Origin of the sequence: Micromonospora sp. NPDC049101 (assembly GCF_040648675.1) — a bacterium.
Taxonomy (GTDB): Bacteria; Actinomycetota; Actinomycetes; order Mycobacteriales; family Micromonosporaceae; genus Micromonospora.
Window position 1 is genome coordinate 57,937 of the sequence record NZ_JBEZED010000032.1, and the last position, 16,215, is coordinate 74,151.

Here is a 16,215-nt window from a genome sequence, read left to right on the forward strand (position 1 = left end):
ACCGGCGTCACGGAGGGTAGCGTGTCGGCCGTGTTCCCTACCGTGCGTGAGGTCCTCGCCCTGGGCCCGGTCCGCCACGGCGCACCGCGCGTGGTCGCCGGGGACGCCGGGCTGGACCAGCCGGTCCGCTGGGTGCACGTCGCCGAGGTGCCGGACATCGCCACCCTGCTCGGTGGCGGCGAGTTGGTGCTCACCACCGGCATCGGTCTACCCGGCGACGACGCGGGGCTCCGCGCGTTCATCGGGGACCTGGCCGACGTCGGTGTCTCCGGGCTCGTCGTCGAGTTGGGCCGCCGCTACGTCAGCGGCGTACCCCGGGTGATGGTCGCCGCCGCCGAGCGGCGCGGCCTGCCCCTGGTGGAGCTGCGCCGCGCCACCCCGTTCGTGCGGATCACCGAGGCGGTGCACGCGCTGATCGTCGACGCGCAGCTCACCGAGCTGCGCGCCACCGAGGAGATCCACCAACGCTTCAACGACCTGTCCGTCGAGGGCGGCGACGCCGCCGAGGTGATCCGGCAGGCCGCCGAGCTGTCCGGCTGCCCGGTGGTGTTGGAGAACCTGTCCCGCCAGGTGCTCGGGTACGACCCGGCGGGCGAGAGCGCCGAGCTGCTGCTCGACGGCTGGGAGCAGCACTCCCGGCGGGTCCGGCCGACCGGGCGCACCGCGTACGACCCGGACAACGGGTGGCTGGTCACCGCCGTGGGCGCGCGGGGGCAGGACTGGGGGCGACTGTTGCTGCGCTGGCCGGCCAGCGGCGACGTGCCCAGCGCCCAGCCCAGCGGGCCGACCGCCGGCCCGCCCACCCGGTTGACGATCCTGATCGAGCGGGCCGCGTCCACCCTCGCGCTGGGCCGACTGATCCGCCGCGACGCCGAAGGGCTGGAACGGCAGATCCACCGCACCCTGCTCACCGCACTCCTCGACCACTCCCGACCGGTGGACGAGGTCGCCTTGCGGGCGAAGGCGCTCGGCGTGGTGCTCGACCGTCGGCACCTGGTCGGCGTGATGGTCCGACACCGGGCTGAGGACCCGGTCGGGGAGACCGGCCCGGAGGCCGCTCAGGCCCGGCTGCGGGACCTGTCCGAGGCCGTCGGCCAGGCGCTGCGCGAGGCGAAGCTGACCGCGCTGACCAGCGCTGTCGACGACAACTCGGTGGGTGCGCTGCTGGCCCTGACCGACCCGGCCGCCGAGGACCGCGCGCTGTCCGCGTTCGCCAGCGCTCTTCGTCGGGTACGCCTCGACGCCGGCACCGGCCGACCGGGGCTCGGTGTCGAACCGGCTCGGGCCACCCCCGGCTCCGATGCGTCCCGCTCCGCGTCCGGCGCGGAGTCCTCCCGCGCGGCTCCCGGTGCCGATCCGTCCCGCCCGGCGTTCGGGGTGGAGGCCGTGCGGGTGGGTGTCGAGAGGGCCCGGGGTGTTGGCCCTGGTGCGGTGATCGTGGCCGCCGGATCGGGGGTGGGCACGTTGCGGGAGGCCCGCCGGTCGCTTGTCGAGGCGCGGCAGATCGCCGAGGCGGCCACCCGGGACCGGCGTGACCTGGCGGTATTCCGGCTGCCCCACGTCGGTCTGGCCGGCCTGCTGCACCTGCTGCGCGACGAGCCCCGGTTGCAGACCTTCGTCGAGCGCGAACTCGGCGCCCTGCTCGAGTACGACGCCCGCCACCCCCGGGAACGGCTGCTCGACACCCTGCGCACGTACCTGGAGCAGGGCCGCAACAAGTCCGCCGGTGCCGCCGCCGCCCACCTGTCCCGACCCGCCTTCTACGAACGCCTGGCTCGCATCGCCCGCATCCTCGACGTGGACCTCGACTCGGTAGAGGCCAGCCTCTCCCTACACGTAGCCCTACTAGCCCTACAAGCAGTCCGAACCCCCTAACCCACCCCACCCCCCACCCCCCACCCCCCACCCCCCCCACCCCCGCACCCCCCGGGGCCCCTCCCAGTTGATCATGGAGTTATTGTCCCGACACGCCGGGCGGGGTGGCAATAACGTCATGATCGACGGCCTGGGCGGGGCGGGGGCCGACGGGCGGGCCCGGGGTGGGAGGGGGGTGGGGGTGGGGTGGGTTAGGTGAGGGCGTTTAGGGCTTTGGCGTAGGTGGGGGGGATGTGGTTGGGGCCACCTGGGGTGAAGACGTCCGAGTTCGCCACGGCGGACCAGGCGGTCTCCGGGACGGCGTCGACCAGGGCTTGGATCACCGGGGCGGCGCGCCACTGGGCCTGTTCGGCGAGCAGGCCGAGGGCCACCACCGACTCCTCGACCTCGCCCACGCACTCGAACGGCTTGTGCCCGTCCACGCCCAGCAGCTCGCGGTAGCCGGGGATCTGCGACTCGTCGGCGAGCAGGTCGCCGCCGAAGATGCCCACCACCCGCTCGCGCGGCATGAAGGGTGCCATGGCCAGGAACACGAACCGGCACTTCGGGCAGTCGCGGCACCAGCGCTCACTCGCGTCGCGCAGCTTGAACGCGGCGTTGCAGCTGGTCACCACGTCGTCGTAGCGGGTGAACTCGGCGAACAGCCGGGCGATGTGCAGCTCGGACAGCGAGCGCAGCAGCGAGAAGTACGGGTCGGTCAGGCCGGCGTGCTCGGCCAGCGACGCGCGCAGCAGCCCCTCCGCCTCGACACCCTTGGACCACTGGTGGTTGATCTCGTGACCGTTCCAGACCAGGTTCGGGTCGGACGCCGAGCGCTCGTTGGACATCACCACCGGGCCGAGCCCGTGCAGGACCGCGGTGGCCACCGCGATCAGCGAGTTGATCGCGGTGACCGGGATGTGCCCGTTCAGCGCGCCGGCCGCGTTCAGGTCGAACAGCACCGGGTCGAGCCGCCGGCGGGCGGCCAACGGGACCAGCCCGGACGCCTCGTTCACGGAGACGATCACGTGGTTCGGGTTGACCGAGAACGGCACCGGGTCCAGCTCGGCGCGGCGCAGCGCCTCCAGGCTGACGATCGAGTCCTTACCGCCGCCGACCGCCGAGAGCGGGCGACGCTCCGAGTCGTCGTACACCCGGGGTGGCTCCGGCGAGCCGGCCGGCACCTCCGGACGCAGCGCCAACACGTGCGGCAGCTGGTTGCGGTACGCGTACTCGGCGAGGCCCCTGGTGTAGACGGCCGTGACGTAGTCGACGGTGGCCACGCCCAGCGGCGCCGGCAGCACGAGCCGGGGCGGCGCGGCGGCCTTGTAGTAACTGACCCCGGCGACGAGGTGCAGCACCTCCAACACCCGGCCGAGGGTCGCCACCGTCTCGTCCGAGGGCGGCTCCGCCGGCAGCGGGAGGGTGATCACCTCGGTGAACCGCTGCTCACCGGCCGGGCCGGTCAGGGCGTAGTCGAACAACACCTCGCCGGTGGCGAAGTCGATCGAGTAGGACGGGAAGGTGAAGGCGTCCATCCGCCGGAGCTGCTCGTTGGGCACACGCCATACTAGGCCCTGGTTCGTCCGGCCGTGTCCGGACCGGGCCCGCCCTGCCGCCGCCGCGACCTCCGAGGAGAGCCCAGTGCGCCTGTCTGACCTGCGCGGACGTACCGTCGCCGTCTGGGGCACCGGCCGGGAGGGCCGGGCCGCTGTGACGGCGATCGCCGCGCACGGCCCCGCCGAGCTGGTCGCCGTCGACGACAGCGCCAACTTCCTGTCGCTGCCCTGGGACGGCCCGCTGGCCGAGGCGGCGCCACTGGTCACCGGCGAGGCGGGCTTCGAGCGGCTGGCCGCCGCCGACGTGGTGGTCCGCTCGCCCGGCGTGCCGCAGACCCACCCGTGGCTTGTCGAACTGCGCCGACGCGGCGTCCTGGTCACCCAGGGCACCGCGCTGTGGATGGCCGACCACGCCGCGCGCACCGTCGGGGTCACCGGCAGCAAGGGCAAGAGCACCACCTCCAGCCTGATCAGCCACCTGCTCACCGCGATGGGCCGGCCGAACGTCTTCGGCGGCAACATCGGCGTGCCGACCCTCGACCTGCCGGATGCGGAGCTGTACGTGCTGGAGTTGTCCAGCTACCAGTGCAGCGACCTCACCGACTCGCCCCGGGTGGCGGTGGTCACCGCGCTCTTCCCCGAGCACCTGGACGCGCACGGCGGGGAGCGGGAGTACTACCGGGACAAGCTCAACCTGCTGGCCCACGCGCCGCAGACGATCGTGGTCAACGGCGGCGATCCCCGGCTCGCCGCCGAGCTGGGGGAGCTGCCGGCGGTGCGCGCCGGCCAGCCCGACAGCAGCCACGTCGCGGCCGGCATCGACGGTACGCCCTGGTTCCACCTGGGCGACCAGCCGCTCTTCCCGCGCGCCGTGCTGCCACTGGTGGGCCGGCACAACGAGGGCAACCTGTGCGTCGCGCTCGCCGTGCTCGACGCGCTCGGCATCGACGTGGTGGCCGGCAAGGACCACCTCGCCGTCGCGGTCGCCGAGTTCCAGGGGCTGGCCCACCGGCTCACCGAGATCACCGACCCGTCCGGGTTGACCTTCGTCGACGACACCCTGGCCACCAGCCCGTACGCGGCCATGCACGCCATCGACGCGTACGACGGGCGGCCGTTGACCGTGATCGTCGGGGGCAACGACCGGGGTCTGGACTACACGCCGCTGGCCGAGCACCTGGCCGAGCGGGAGCTGACCGTGATCGGGATCCCGGACAGCGGGCCGCGCATCGTCGAGGTGCTCGCCGGCCTGCCCAAGGTACGTACCGAACTGGTCGACGACCTGGTGGACGCGGTCCGGCTGTCCCGCGAGGTGACCCCGGCCGGCGGGGTGGTGCTGCTGTCCCCGGCCGCGCCGAGCTACGGCCGGTTCCGCAACTTCGAGCACCGCTCCGAGGTCTTCGCCCAGGCCGTCGCCGACACCGCCGGCTGAGCCCGGCTGGGCGGGTGCCGCTGGCTGGGCGGCCGTCGCCGGCTGGGCGGGAGCGGTCAGCGTGCGGGCAGCCGGGAGTGCAGGGCGCGCATCGAGCGGATCGCCGAGCGGATCTCCTGGAGGTAGCGCCCCGGGGTGAGCGTCTGCTCGGGTAACACCGCCAGGTCGGCCAGCGCCGGGTCCACGCCGACCGTGTCGATGCCACACCCGTACGGCAGGGCCAGGGTACGCAGCGCGTCGCAGTGCTGGAACGGCACGTAGATCGGCGCGGTGACCATCAGGATCTCGTCACCCGGGGCGACCCGTGCGTGCTCGGCCCAGAACCGCTGCGTGTCGGCGGTGTGGGCGCGCCGCCGATCCGGTTCGCCCGACGGCGCGGCCAGCACCCGTACCGGTGGCAGGCTCGCCGGCCGGTAGGTCCGCGACGACCAGGAGTGGTGCGGGTGACCGGCGTCGACGCCGGCCCGCTCCGCCGGGGCGGTCACCCCGAACACCCGCCGGACCGCCGAGTCCAGCACGTCCACCTCGGTGTCGTCGCCGGGCAGGCCAGCGTCGGCCAGCGTGCGGCGCTCCCAGTCCGACAGCGGCCGGAAACTACCCAGCACGGCGACCTCGCCGGTCACCCGCAGGCCGGCGCGCAGCAGGTGCGCGGCGTACGCGACCCGGCGCACGCAGGCGTGCCCGAGGCCACCGAGGACGACCAGGTGGGCGTACGTCGATCGGGTCGGCAACACCGGCCGGACCAGGCCGAGCGCGGCCGCCGCGGCGAGCACCAGCTCGGCGGTGTCGGGGTCGAGGTCCGGCTCCCGGGCCTCGGGCCGTTCCCGGCCGCCCCGGAAGTCCCAGTGCGTCGCCGAGAACTCGTCGAGAAACCGCAGGACCTCGGTCAGGTCACCGTCGGGCCAGGTGCCGCCGAAACGGGCGACCAGGCCACGGATCGGGTCCGCGCCCACCCACCGGGCGACGCCGGCCGCCGGGTCGTCCGGCGCACCCACGGGCAGCGGTACGGGCAGCTCGGGCACCGCAGGATCGTACCGGGGCACTGTTGCCGTCCCGTCGTACGCTGGGGTCAGCCGGCGCCCGGGAGGTACGTCGATGTCCGATCTGCTCCGCCGACCCCGCGCCGGCCGGATCGCCTCGGCGGGTGGCTTCGTCCGGCTGCTGGCGCACACCGACCCGGTCGCGCTCGTCGGCATCCTGATCTCGATCTCGCTCTCCGTGACGTTGGACCTGACCAACGCGGCGACCGGGGTGGAGTCGCTGCTCGCCGGGCTGATGGGCACCACCATCTCGCTGCTTGTCGACTCGCTGGCCCGCGCCGAGCGCCGCTTCCACCTACGCACCCTGCTGGAGGGGCCGCACTGGCTGGTGCACGCGGTGCCGGAGGTGGTCACCGGCACCCGGGAGGCGGTCGAGCGGCATCCCAACACCCGGGTCGCCGACGAGGCCCGGCGTCGCTTCGAGCGGTTTCGGGCCGACACCGACCAGCTGCGCGTCGGGCGGATCATCCGACCCGGCGGCGACTGCCAGGACCTGCTCGGCGGCACTCGCGAGTGCGTACGGCGACTGGACGCGGTGACGAACGTGATGCCGAGGGCCAGCGGCGAACTGAGCTGGTGGCGTGGCGAGATCGGCCGGCACTACTGGGCGGCGAACACCGAGGCGTTGGCCCGGGGCGTACGGATCACCCGGGTGTTCCTGCACGCCGGCCTGACCGACGAGCTGACCGCGTTGGTGCGGGCCCAACACCAGGCGGGGGTGCGGGTGGGTCTGCTGCCGTGGGGCGTGGTCGATGCCTCCCGGCACGTCAACCTGACCCTGTGGGACGGCACGGCGTGCTGGGAGGGCCGGATGAGCGCGCACGGCGAGATCACCGAGAACCAGTTCTCGGTGAACGCCGGCGACCTGGCCCGGTTGAGCGACGTCTTCGAGGTCTGCGTCGAGGCGGCGACCTTCCTCGACTGAGACCTTCCTCGACTGACCGCGACGGGAGGGCGGGCCACCGATGACCGTGCAAGCCGTACTGCTGGTGACCGCGGTGGTCTGGGCGGTCAGCCTGATCCGGTCGGTGCGGATGCGCGCGCTGGTCTACAGTCTCCCGCTGCCGATGACGCTGGCACTGGTCAGCACCGGGCACCGGGTGCAGGGCGCGCAACTGCTCGGGGTGCTCGGCCTCAACCTGTTCTTCGTCATCGTGGCGGTCACGCACCACCGGTTGCGCTGGCCGATTCTGATCGCCGACGCCGCCGGGATCATCGGGTACGTGGCGCTCAGCGCGGGTCTACTCGCCGTACCGGTGCCCTTCTGGCCCGCGCTGGCCGGCACCGTGGCGCTCTGGACGGTGACGATGCTGCTGCTGCGCCGACAACACCCCGCACCGACCGTGCCGCCGCCGCCGGCTGGGCCGCCGCCGCCGCCGTCGACCGTGCCGCCGCCGTCGACCGTGCCGCCGCCGCCGACCGTGGCGTCGTCGACTGTGCCGCCGTCGTTGCCGTCACCGTCGTCGATCGGGCCGGCACTGCCGGCAGTGCGGCCGGCGAGGGCTGGGCCGCCGGTGGGGGAGGTGGGACCGCGAACCCGGCTGCCGGCGTCGGTCAAGCTGCTGGTGATCCTGCTGGGTGCGACGCTCACCGGGCTGCTCGGCGAGCTGCTGCGCGCGATGGTGGTGACCTTCCCGTACGCCGGGGTGCTGGTGGCCATCGAAAGCCGCCGCGACCTGGTGGCGTTCACCCGGCACTTCGCCCGCAACAGCCTGGCACTCGTCGGCTTCCTGGCGGCGTACCACCGCTGGCAGGACACCTCGACGGCCGCCGCGCTGGCGGCCGGTTGGGTGACCTTCGCGGTGCTGGCGGCGGCGCTGCACGCGACGGCCGCCAGCGGCGGGGTCGGGCGTCGCGCGGCGCTACCGGCTGCTAGTTGAGCGACCCACCGGACGCGGCACGGGGCCGTCTGTCCGGATCGGCCGGCGGTGGGCGCGCGAGCTGCCTGTCCGATAATGCCCACCGCGCCGCCCCGCGCCGCCCAACGCCGCGCCGCCCCGCGCATCGTTCGTGGGTGGTCGAGTGGCGGGTGTCGGTGCGGCGGGCGCGGGGGCGACCGCGCATGCCTTGATCGTGCTTGAGCCAGGGTGTAGTGGCCTCGCGGCGCGAGTTAGGGACTAAATCCACGACAACACCGTTGCGTTAGGGCTGTAGCCGGCGGGTCAACCCGGGAGTGCCCGATCGGGGAGCGGGTTGGGCCCGGCTTGCCGATCATGGAGTTGTGGTGCCGACTTTGGGGGTTTTACGGGCGTTCTGTTACCCACCACAACTCCATGATCGGCGAGGCAGTGCTGGTTGACGAACAGCCGTTCCACCTAACGCAACGGCGTTGAAATCCACGATCGAGCGTGATCATGCCCCGGCGTCCCGGGTTTGCCTTGCCGGGCTTGGTGGCGGGCGTCGGCGGTCAGGTGGTGGGGAACAGGCGGGCGTGCAGGGCCGCCGGGTCGGTGACCTCGGGTAGGTCGCGGGCGGCGAGCCAGGCCGCGGCGGCGGCACCGTCGCCGGCGGTACGCAGGGGCGCGTCCGGCCAGTGGCGGGCGACCTCGGCCCGGACGGCGGTGGCCAGCGGGGTGTCCGCGGTGAGGAGTCCGCCGCCGAGCACGAGGGGTGTCGCCGCGTCGGCGGGGCGGATTCGGCCCACGCTTTCGGCGAGGTGGGTCGCGGCCTCGCCGATCAGGGCGACGGCGACGGGTTCGCCCTGGCCGGCGGCGGTGACGACGAGTGGTGCGAGTTGGGCCAGCTCGATGGGTGCTCGTCGGGTGACGGTCTGGATGACGGCGTCCACGGTGTCTCGGGGGCGGGCGGCGATCTCGGCGCTGCCCAGCAGGTTGGTGAGCACCGCCGTGGCCAGTGCCCCGGGCGGGCGTCCGATGTCCAGGTCGGCGAGTAGTCGGCGTACCGCCTCGCGACCGAGCCAGAAGCCTGAGCCGGTGTCGCCGAGGAGCCAGCCGTGGCCGTCGGCGATCCGGTCGAGTCGCAGGTCGTGGACCTGTGCGGTGATCGCGCCGGTGCCGGCGATGAGCACGGTGCCGTCCGGTGCGGCGCTGCCGGAGGCGTACGCGACCAGGGCGTCGCCGTGCACCGCGTACGGGCAGCGTAGGCCGGCGTCGTGCCAGGCCCGGTCGAAGGCGGCGCGGCCGGCGGGGTCGGCGAGCAGTCGGCCGGCTCCGGCCAGCCCGATGGTGCCGGCGACGACGCGTGCCGGGTCGAGGTCGGCGAGCGTCTCGCGGAGCGCGGTCAACAGTTCGGCGGCGGCCCGTTCGGCGCCGTGGCTCGTGGGGTTGCCACCGCCGGCGCGGCCGCTGCCGACACGGTCCCCGGTGAGGGTCAGGGCGGTCGCCCGGGTGGACGTGCCGCCCACATCGAGACCGATCACGAGGGTGTCGGGCATCGGCACGGGGCCTCCTTGGTTGGTGTGGCGATCGGGCCTGTTCATGCTGGTGGGCGGCGTGTTGGAGGGCAAGTTTCGGCGGCTGCGGCGGGTTGTGCGCCAGGTAACAGTTTGAAAACTTCGCCCACAGTCTTGACACGGAGGGCCGTTCAGTAAGAACTTTTACCACTAACAGTTAACAAGCTTTTCGGAAAGGTGAGCCGACACATGGTTGATCACGAGGTGGACACCGCCGCGGGGACCGCGGTGGTCGACGCCGACGCGATCGATCGACGGATCTCCGCCTCCGACGGGGTGCTGGCCCGGGTCCGCAACGGGCTCGGCGAGTTGACCGGCGCCCTGCGGCGGGTCGCCGAGCACGTGCTGAGCGACCCGGAGGCCGCTGCCCGATCCACAATCGTCGAGCTGGCCGAGCGCAGCGGCACCTCACCGGCGACCATCACCCGCTTCTGTCGGGCGATGGGCTTCGAGGGGTACGCCGACCTGCGGCTGGGCATCGCCTCCGAGACCGGTCGGGCCCGCTCCGCCGGGTGGACCGTCGACATCGGACGCGAAATCCAGCCGAGCGACCCGCTCGCCCGGGTGCTCGACCAGATCATGGCCGCCGACACCCGGGCCATGCACGACACCGCAACCCTGCTCGACCTCGGCGAGGTGGAGCGCGCGGCCGTGGCGATCGCCGGGGCCAGCCGGGTGAACATCTTCGGCGCCAGCGGCAGCGCGCTCGTCGGCGAGGAGATGCAGTTCAGCCTGCACCGCATCGGCGTGGCCGCGTGGGCGTGGAACGACGTGCACGAGGGGCTGGCCAGCGCCGCGTTGCTGCGCGCCGGGGACGTGGCGCTCGGCATCTCGCACACCGGGCAGACCCGGGAGACGATCGAGATGCTCGCCGAGGCGGGCAGCCGGGGCGCGACCACGCTCGCGCTCACCGGTTTCCCGCGCTCGCCGCTGGCCGAGCTGGCCGACATCGTGCTGCTCACGGCCAGTCAGGCGACCACCTTCCGGCCGGACGCGCTCTCCGCCCGACACCCCCAGTTGGTGGTGCTCGACCTGCTCTACATCGCCGTCGCCCAACGTACGCACGACCGCGCCCACGCGGCCTTCCGGCGCACCGCGCAGGCCGTCGACGGGCACAAGGCCGCGAAGGGGGTCCTGTCATGATCAGTGCCCAGGGGTACGCGGACGCCGTCCGCCCGGTGCTCGACCGACTGCTCGACTCGGAGGCCGACGGGATCACCCGGGCCGCCGACCTGATCGCCGACAGCCTGCGCGACGGCGGCGTGCTCCAGGCGTTCGGCGCCGGGCACTCCGAGGCGTTCGCCGCCGAGCTGGTGGCCCGGGCCGGCGGGCTGGTCCCCACCAACCGGCTCTCGGTACGGGACCTGGTGCTGCACGGTGACGCCCCGCGTGACGTGCTCGCCGACCCGAAGCTGGAACGCGACCCCTCCATCGCCCACCAGATCTACGCGCTCGCGGCGCCCCAGCCGCGCGACGTGTTCGTGGTGGCGTCCCAGTCCGGCATCAACGGCTCGGTGGTCGAGCTGGCGGCGCTGGTCACCGAGCGCGGTCATCCGTTGATCGCGGTCACCTCGGTCGAGCACACGGCACGGGTCGTTCCTCGGCACCCGTCCGGTCAGCGGCTCGCCGACCTCGCCGACGTCGTGCTGGACAACGGCGCGCCGTACGGCGATGCACTGCTGCCGCTCGAGGGCGGCGGCGCGGTCTGTGCGGTCTCCTCGGTCACCACGGCGCTGCTGGCGCAGTTGCTGACCGCGGAGGTCGTACGACGGTTCCACCAGGCCGGAGAGGTGCCCCCTATCTACCTCTCCGCCAACGTCCCCGGCGGGGACGAGCACAACATCGCCCTCGAGTCGCGGTACGCCGGGCGTCTCCGGCGTACCGCCTGACCCGAATTTCCCAAGGAGAGACGACGATGTCGATTACCCCCGAACACCCGGCCGCACTCGACCGTCGCACGGTGCTGCGTCGCGCCGCCGCCGTGGGCGTGCTCGCCACTCCGGCCATCGGCCTGCTCAGCGCCTGCGCGACGAGCAGCGGCGACAAGGAGACCGAGCAGGTCGCCGGTGGCACCAAGAGCGAGAAGAACCCGCTCGGCGTCAAGGAGGACGCCGCGATCGAGGTGATCATCTTCAACGGTGGTTACGGCGAGAAGTACGCCACCGACGTGCACGAGCCGCTCTACAAGACCGCGTTCCCCAAGGCGGAGGTCAAGCACCAGGCCACACAGGCCGTCTCCACCGTGCTCCAGCCGCGGTTCGCGTCCGGCAACCCGCCGGAGTTCGTGAACAACTCGGGCGAGAAGCTGATGGACTTCGGTGCGCTCGTCGCCGACGGCCAGCTCCAGGACCTCACCGAGTTGTGGGACGCCCCGTCGGTCGACGACCCGGCCAAGAAGGTCCGCGACACCGTCGTGCCGGGCACCATCGAGGCGGGCTCGTTCAACGGCAAGCCGTTCGTCCTGTACTACGTCTCCACCGTCTTCGGCATCTGGTACTCGGGCAAGCTGTTCAAGGACAACGGCTGGGCGCCGGCGAAGACCTGGGACGAGTTCATCGCCCTGCTCACCAAGATCAAGGCCAAGGGCATCACCCCGTACGGCTACGCCGGGGCGAACGCGGCCTACTACCAGTGGAACGTCATCCTCACCCAGGCTGCCAAGATCGGCGGCACCGATGTGCTGAAGAACATCGACAACCTGGAGGACGGCGCCTGGAAGCAGGACGCGATCAAGCAGGCCGCCACGGCGTGGGCCGAGGTCGGGGCGAAGTTCAGCGACAAGAGCTTCGAGGGCCTCAAGCACACCGACGTGCAGCTGCGCCAGAACCAGAACAAGGTCGCCCTGTACCCCAGCGGTGACTGGCTGGAGGGCGAGCAGAAGCAGGACACCCCGGCCGGCTTCGAGTACCAGCTCATGCCGGTGCCGAGCCTGACCGCGTCGGACAAGCTGCCGGCCACCGCACTGCGGGCCACCGCGGGTGAGGGCTACTTCGTCTCGGCGAAGAGCAAGAACCCCAAGGGCGGCCTGGAGTACATGCGTCAGATGCTGTCCAAGGCGGGCGCGAAGGGCTTCACCGAGGTGGTCAAGGCCCCGACCGTGGTCACCGCCGGCTCGGAGGGCTTCGCCTTCCCGCCCGGTGTGGCCAGCTCGCAGGCCGCGCTCAAGGCCGCCGGCCAGGACGTGTTCAACCTGTACTTCGACGGCTGGTACAAGGAGCTCGACACGGAGGCGCGGGCCGCCACCAACGAGCTGATGTTCGGCCGGATCAATGCCGACGCCTTCGTGGAGCGGATCCAGAAGCGCGCCGACGCCATCAAGAAGGATTCCTCCGTCACCAAGTTCAAGCGCTGATCGGAGCGTAGGGGTCATGCGGCACGGCAAGTATCCATTCGTGATCGGGTTCCTCTTTCTCCCGGTCACGCTGTACGTGACCTTCGTGATCTGGCCGTACGCGCAGGCGTTCCAGATCTCGATGACCAACTGGCGGGGGCTGTCGGCCCCGCAGTGGGTGGGCTTCGACAACTACCGGAGGTTGCTCGACGACGGCACCTTCTGGAAGGCGGTCCAGCACCACGGCGTACTGCTGCTTGCCCTGCCGCTGATCACCATCGCGATCGCGCTGTTCTTCGCCTTCCTGCTCAACGTGGGTGGCAAGAGCAGTGGCGGCCAACGTCAGGGGGTCTGGGGGGCGAAGTTCTACCGGGTGGTGTTCTTCTTCCCCCAGGTCCTGGCGGTGGCCATCATCGCGGTGCTGTTCCAGATGGTGTACCGGCCGAACGAGTCCGGCCTGATCAACGGCGTGTTGATGAAGTTCGGCCTGGACCCGGTGTTCTTCCTGGTCAAGCCGAGCCTGGCCCTCTGGTCGATCATCGCGGTGCTGGTCTGGCAGGCGGTCGGCTTCTACGTGGTGCTGTTCTCGGCCGGGATGGCCTCCATCCCGGGTGAGATCTACGAGGCCGCCGAGATGGACGGGGCGAGCAGGGTGACGCTGTTCTTCCGGGTCACCCTGCCGCTGCTCTGGGACACCCTCCAGGTGGCCTGGGTGTACCTCGGCATCGCCGCGTTCGACGCGTTCGCCATCGTGGCGGTGCTCTCGGTCGACGGTGGCGGCCCGGACGGCGCCACCACCGTCCTGGCGATGGAGATCTACCGCAACGCGTTCGTCTACTCGAAGTACGGTTACGCCTCGGCGATGGGCGTGGCGCTGTTCTTCCTCACCCTCACGTTCGCGGCGCTGACGCTGCGGCTCACCAAGCGGGAAAGCGTGGAGTACTGATGAACCCGCAGTCGACGCTGCCGCCGACACCGGCGGCGCTACCGCCGAAGACCGGCGACCCGAAGACCACCGGTGGGCGAGGAGGCCGCAGCCCCCGCTCGGAGGTGCGGCTCTTCGCGGGCCTGGGGCACATCGCGCTCGCCGTGTGGGCGGTGATCGTCATCGTGCCGATCCTGTGGACCTTCCTCGCCGCGTTCAAGAACACCAGCGAGATCTTCAGCAGCCCGTGGACGCTCCCGGCGGAGCTGCGCTGGGAGAACTTCGGCCGGGCCTGGACCAAGGCGAACGTCGGCCGGTACTTCCTCAACAGCGTCATCGTGGTTGGGGGTGGCACGTTCCTCACCATGCTGCTCGGCTCGATGGCCGCGTACGTGCTGGCCCGCTACCGGTTCTGGGGCAACCGGGCGGTCTACTACCTGTTCGTCTCCGGGCTGGCCTTCCCGGTCTTCCTGGCCCTGGTGCCGCTCTTCTTCGTGGTGAAACAGCTGCACCTGTTGGACAGCCACCTCGGGGTGGTGCTGGTCTACACCGCGTACTCGTTGCCGTTCACGGTGTTCTTCCTGGCCGCGTTCTTCAAGACGCTGCCGACGTCGGTCGCCGAGGCGGGCATGATCGACGGCTGTGGGCACACCCGGCTGTTCTTCCAGGTGATGATGCCGATGGCGAAGCCGGGCCTGATCAGCGTGGCGATCTTCAACATCATCGGTCAGTGGGCGCAGTACCAGCTGCCCCTGGTGCTGCTCTCCAACAAGGACAAGTGGGTGCTCACCCAGGGCATCGCGGAGATCTCGGTGAACGCCGGCTACGAGGCGGACTGGTCCGGGTTGTTCGCCGCGCTGACCCTCGCCATCCTCCCGATGATCATCGTGTACGCGGTCTTCCAACGCCAGATCCAGGCCGGCCTCACCTCCGGCGCCGTCAAGTAGTAGATCACCTCGGGCGCTCGTCGGCCTGGCTGTGCCACGAGTGCCAGAGCGCGGCGTACGCCCCGTCGGCGGCCACCAGGTCGTCGTGGCTGCCGATCTCGGTGATCCGGCCGTCGGCCAGCACGGCGACCCGGTCGGCGTCGTGCGCGGTGTTGAGCCGGTGCGCGATCGCGATGACCGTCCGCCCGACCAGCACGGCGGCCAGCGCCCGTTCGGTACGACGGGCGGTGCTCGGGTCGAGCGCGGCGGTCGCCTCGTCGAGGATCAGCGTGTGCGGGTCGGCGAGCACCAGCCGGGCCAGCGCGAGCTGCTGTGCCTCGGCCGCGCCGAGCTGCCGGGCCCCGTCGCCGAGCTGGGTGTCCAGACCGTCGGGCAGCCCCACATACCAGTCGGCGCCCACGGTGACCAGCGCGGCGTGCATCTGCTCGTCCGACGCGTCCGGCGCGGCGAAGGAGAGGTTGTCGCGCACCGAGCCGATGAAGACGTGGTGCTCCTGCGTGACCAGGGCGATCCGCCGCCGACGTTCCGCGGGGTCGAGGTCGGTGACTGGGCAGCCACCGATGCTGACCACGCCGTGGCGTGGCGCGTCGATCCCGGCCAGCAACCGGGCCAGGGTGGACTTGCCGGCACCCGACGGACCGACGACGGCCAGCCGCTCACCCGGCTGCACCTCCAGGTCGATGCCGTGCAGCACGTCCGGCCCTCCGGAGTAGGAGAACCGCGCCCCGCGGACGACGACCCGCTCGCCCCGCGAGGTGGCCGCCCGACCGGGCGCCTCCGGCGGGACCATGCCGACGCCGAGCACCCGGGCGTACGACGCGAAGCCGCGCTGCGCCTGCTCGGTCCACTGCAACAGCCGGTCCATCGGATCGATCGCCTGTTGCAGGTAGAGCGCGGCGGCGACCACCGCGCCGAGCGAGACCACCTCCCGGGAGAGCAGGTAACCGCCGACGAGCAGGACCACGGCGATCGGCAGCGGATAGCTGGCCTCGACGACCGAGAAGTACACCGTACGCAGCGCCAGGGTCACCCGTCGGGCCTGCCACAGCCGCGCGATCCGGCTGGTGCCGTGCCGGACCCGGTCGTCGGTCAGCCGCAGCGCCTCCACCGTGCGGGCGCCCTCGGCGGTGGTGGTGAGCGTCTCGGTCAACTCGGCGGCCGCCGCGCCCTCGGTGAGGTACGCGGGGCTGGCCCGCCGCAGATACCACCTGGTGGTCGCCACGATCGACGGGAGCCCGGCCAGCGCCGCCAGGCCGAGCAGCGGATGCAGCAGGAAGATCGCCCCGAACAGCAACGTCAACTGCACGGACGCGATGACGATGGTGGGCACCACGTTGCGCACGGTGGTCCCGACCGTCGCCACGTCGACCGAGCTGCGGGTGGCCAGGTCGCCGGAGCCGGCGCGCTCGACGACCGACACCGGCAGGCCGAGGGTGCGGGAGACGAACTCCTCGCGCAGCTCGGCGACGGCCCGCTCACCGAAGCGGTGGCCGGCGTACTGGGCGTAGCGGGAGAGCAGCGCGCTGACCAGGACACAGCCGGTGATGGCCAGCGCCAGCCGGTCCACGGTGGCCACACCCGTGCCGGCGGTGACCCGGTCGACGATGGTGCCCAGCAGCCACGGCGGGGCGAGGCCGGCGACCGCGGCGGCGCAGTGCAGCGCCAGCACGACGCCGACCGCCCGGCGATGCCGACCGATCATGTCGCGCAGGGCG

13 protein-coding genes are annotated in these 16,215 nt (G+C 72.1%); 9 read left to right on the top strand and 4 right to left on the bottom strand.

The window, feature by feature from the left end; translation table 11 throughout:
* The first annotated feature begins 21 nt into the window (after positions 1-21).
* A complete protein-coding gene (locus tag AB0B57_RS31515) occupies positions 22-1,875 on the top strand; it encodes a PucR family transcriptional regulator ligand-binding domain-containing protein (protein WP_357078058.1) in 1,854 nt (617 codons plus the stop codon).
* Between the two features lie 191 nt (positions 1,876-2,066).
* Here AB0B57_RS31515 and AB0B57_RS31520 read toward each other — a convergent pair whose 3' ends face one another.
* Positions 2,067-3,416 carry a hypothetical protein gene (locus AB0B57_RS31520; RefSeq protein WP_357078061.1) on the bottom strand — a complete coding sequence of 450 codons (1,350 nt, stop codon included), beginning with the start codon at positions 3,414-3,416 and terminating at the stop codon, positions 2,067-2,069.
* 82 nt (positions 3,417-3,498) lie between these two features.
* On the opposite strand from AB0B57_RS31520, the gene murD reads away from it, so the two are divergent.
* Positions 3,499-4,845, top strand: coding sequence for a UDP-N-acetylmuramoyl-L-alanine--D-glutamate ligase (murD, locus tag AB0B57_RS31525; protein WP_357078064.1), 1,347 nt, complete (start codon positions 3,499-3,501; stop codon positions 4,843-4,845).
* 56 nt (positions 4,846-4,901) lie between these two features.
* On the opposite strand, the gene AB0B57_RS31530 is transcribed toward murD, so the two are convergent.
* Positions 4,902-5,867, bottom strand: a complete 966-nt coding sequence (locus tag AB0B57_RS31530; protein WP_357078067.1) for a hypothetical protein — start codon at positions 5,865-5,867, stop codon at positions 4,902-4,904.
* 73 nt (positions 5,868-5,940) lie between these two features.
* On the opposite strand from AB0B57_RS31530, the gene AB0B57_RS31535 reads away from it, so the two are divergent.
* Entirely contained in the window at positions 5,941-6,810 is an 870-nt protein-coding gene (locus AB0B57_RS31535; RefSeq protein WP_357078070.1) for a hypothetical protein, read from the top strand.
* 40 nt (positions 6,811-6,850) lie between these two features.
* A complete protein-coding gene (locus AB0B57_RS31540) occupies positions 6,851-7,765 on the top strand; it encodes a hypothetical protein (protein WP_357078073.1) in 915 nt (304 codons plus the stop codon).
* Positions 7,766-8,292: 527 nt separating this feature from the next.
* Here the strand turns inward: AB0B57_RS31540 and AB0B57_RS31545 are convergent.
* Positions 8,293-9,279: a BadF/BadG/BcrA/BcrD ATPase family protein gene (locus AB0B57_RS31545; protein ID WP_357078076.1), complete on the bottom strand. Its 987-nt coding sequence runs from the start codon at positions 9,277-9,279 to the stop codon at positions 8,293-8,295.
* 207 nt (positions 9,280-9,486) lie between these two features.
* Here AB0B57_RS31545 and AB0B57_RS31550 point away from each other — a divergent pair, with 207 nt between their 5' ends.
* From AB0B57_RS31550 to AB0B57_RS31570, 5 genes are read left to right on the top strand one after another with little or no spacing between them, the layout of a single operon-like run.
* On the top strand, positions 9,487-10,440 hold the full coding sequence (locus tag AB0B57_RS31550) for a MurR/RpiR family transcriptional regulator (protein WP_357078080.1): 954 nt from the start codon (positions 9,487-9,489) through the stop codon (positions 10,438-10,440).
* A complete protein-coding gene (locus AB0B57_RS31555; RefSeq protein WP_357078084.1) occupies positions 10,437-11,186 on the top strand; it encodes an SIS domain-containing protein in 750 nt (249 codons plus the stop codon). The genes AB0B57_RS31550 and AB0B57_RS31555 overlap by 4 nt, the downstream gene beginning before the upstream one ends.
* Before the next feature lie 26 nt (positions 11,187-11,212).
* Entirely contained in the window at positions 11,213-12,649 is a 1,437-nt protein-coding gene (ngcE, locus tag AB0B57_RS31560; RefSeq protein WP_357078087.1) for an N-acetylglucosamine/diacetylchitobiose ABC transporter substrate-binding protein, read from the top strand.
* A 16-nt stretch (positions 12,650-12,665) separates the two neighbouring features.
* Positions 12,666-13,574, top strand: a complete 909-nt coding sequence (locus AB0B57_RS31565) for a sugar ABC transporter permease (protein ID WP_357078090.1) — start codon at positions 12,666-12,668, stop codon at positions 13,572-13,574.
* Positions 13,574-14,500, top strand: coding sequence for a carbohydrate ABC transporter permease (locus AB0B57_RS31570; protein ID WP_357078094.1), 927 nt, complete (start codon positions 13,574-13,576; stop codon positions 14,498-14,500). Before AB0B57_RS31565 ends, AB0B57_RS31570 begins: the two co-directional genes overlap by 1 nt.
* Positions 14,501-14,504: 4 nt before the next feature.
* Here AB0B57_RS31570 and AB0B57_RS31575 read toward each other — a convergent pair whose 3' ends face one another.
* The gene (locus AB0B57_RS31575; protein ID WP_357078159.1) at positions 14,505-16,202 is read right to left on the bottom strand and encodes an ABC transporter ATP-binding protein; all 1,698 of its coding nucleotides are present in this window, start codon (positions 16,200-16,202) and stop codon (positions 14,505-14,507) included.
* Between the last annotated feature and the right edge of the window lie 13 nt (positions 16,203-16,215).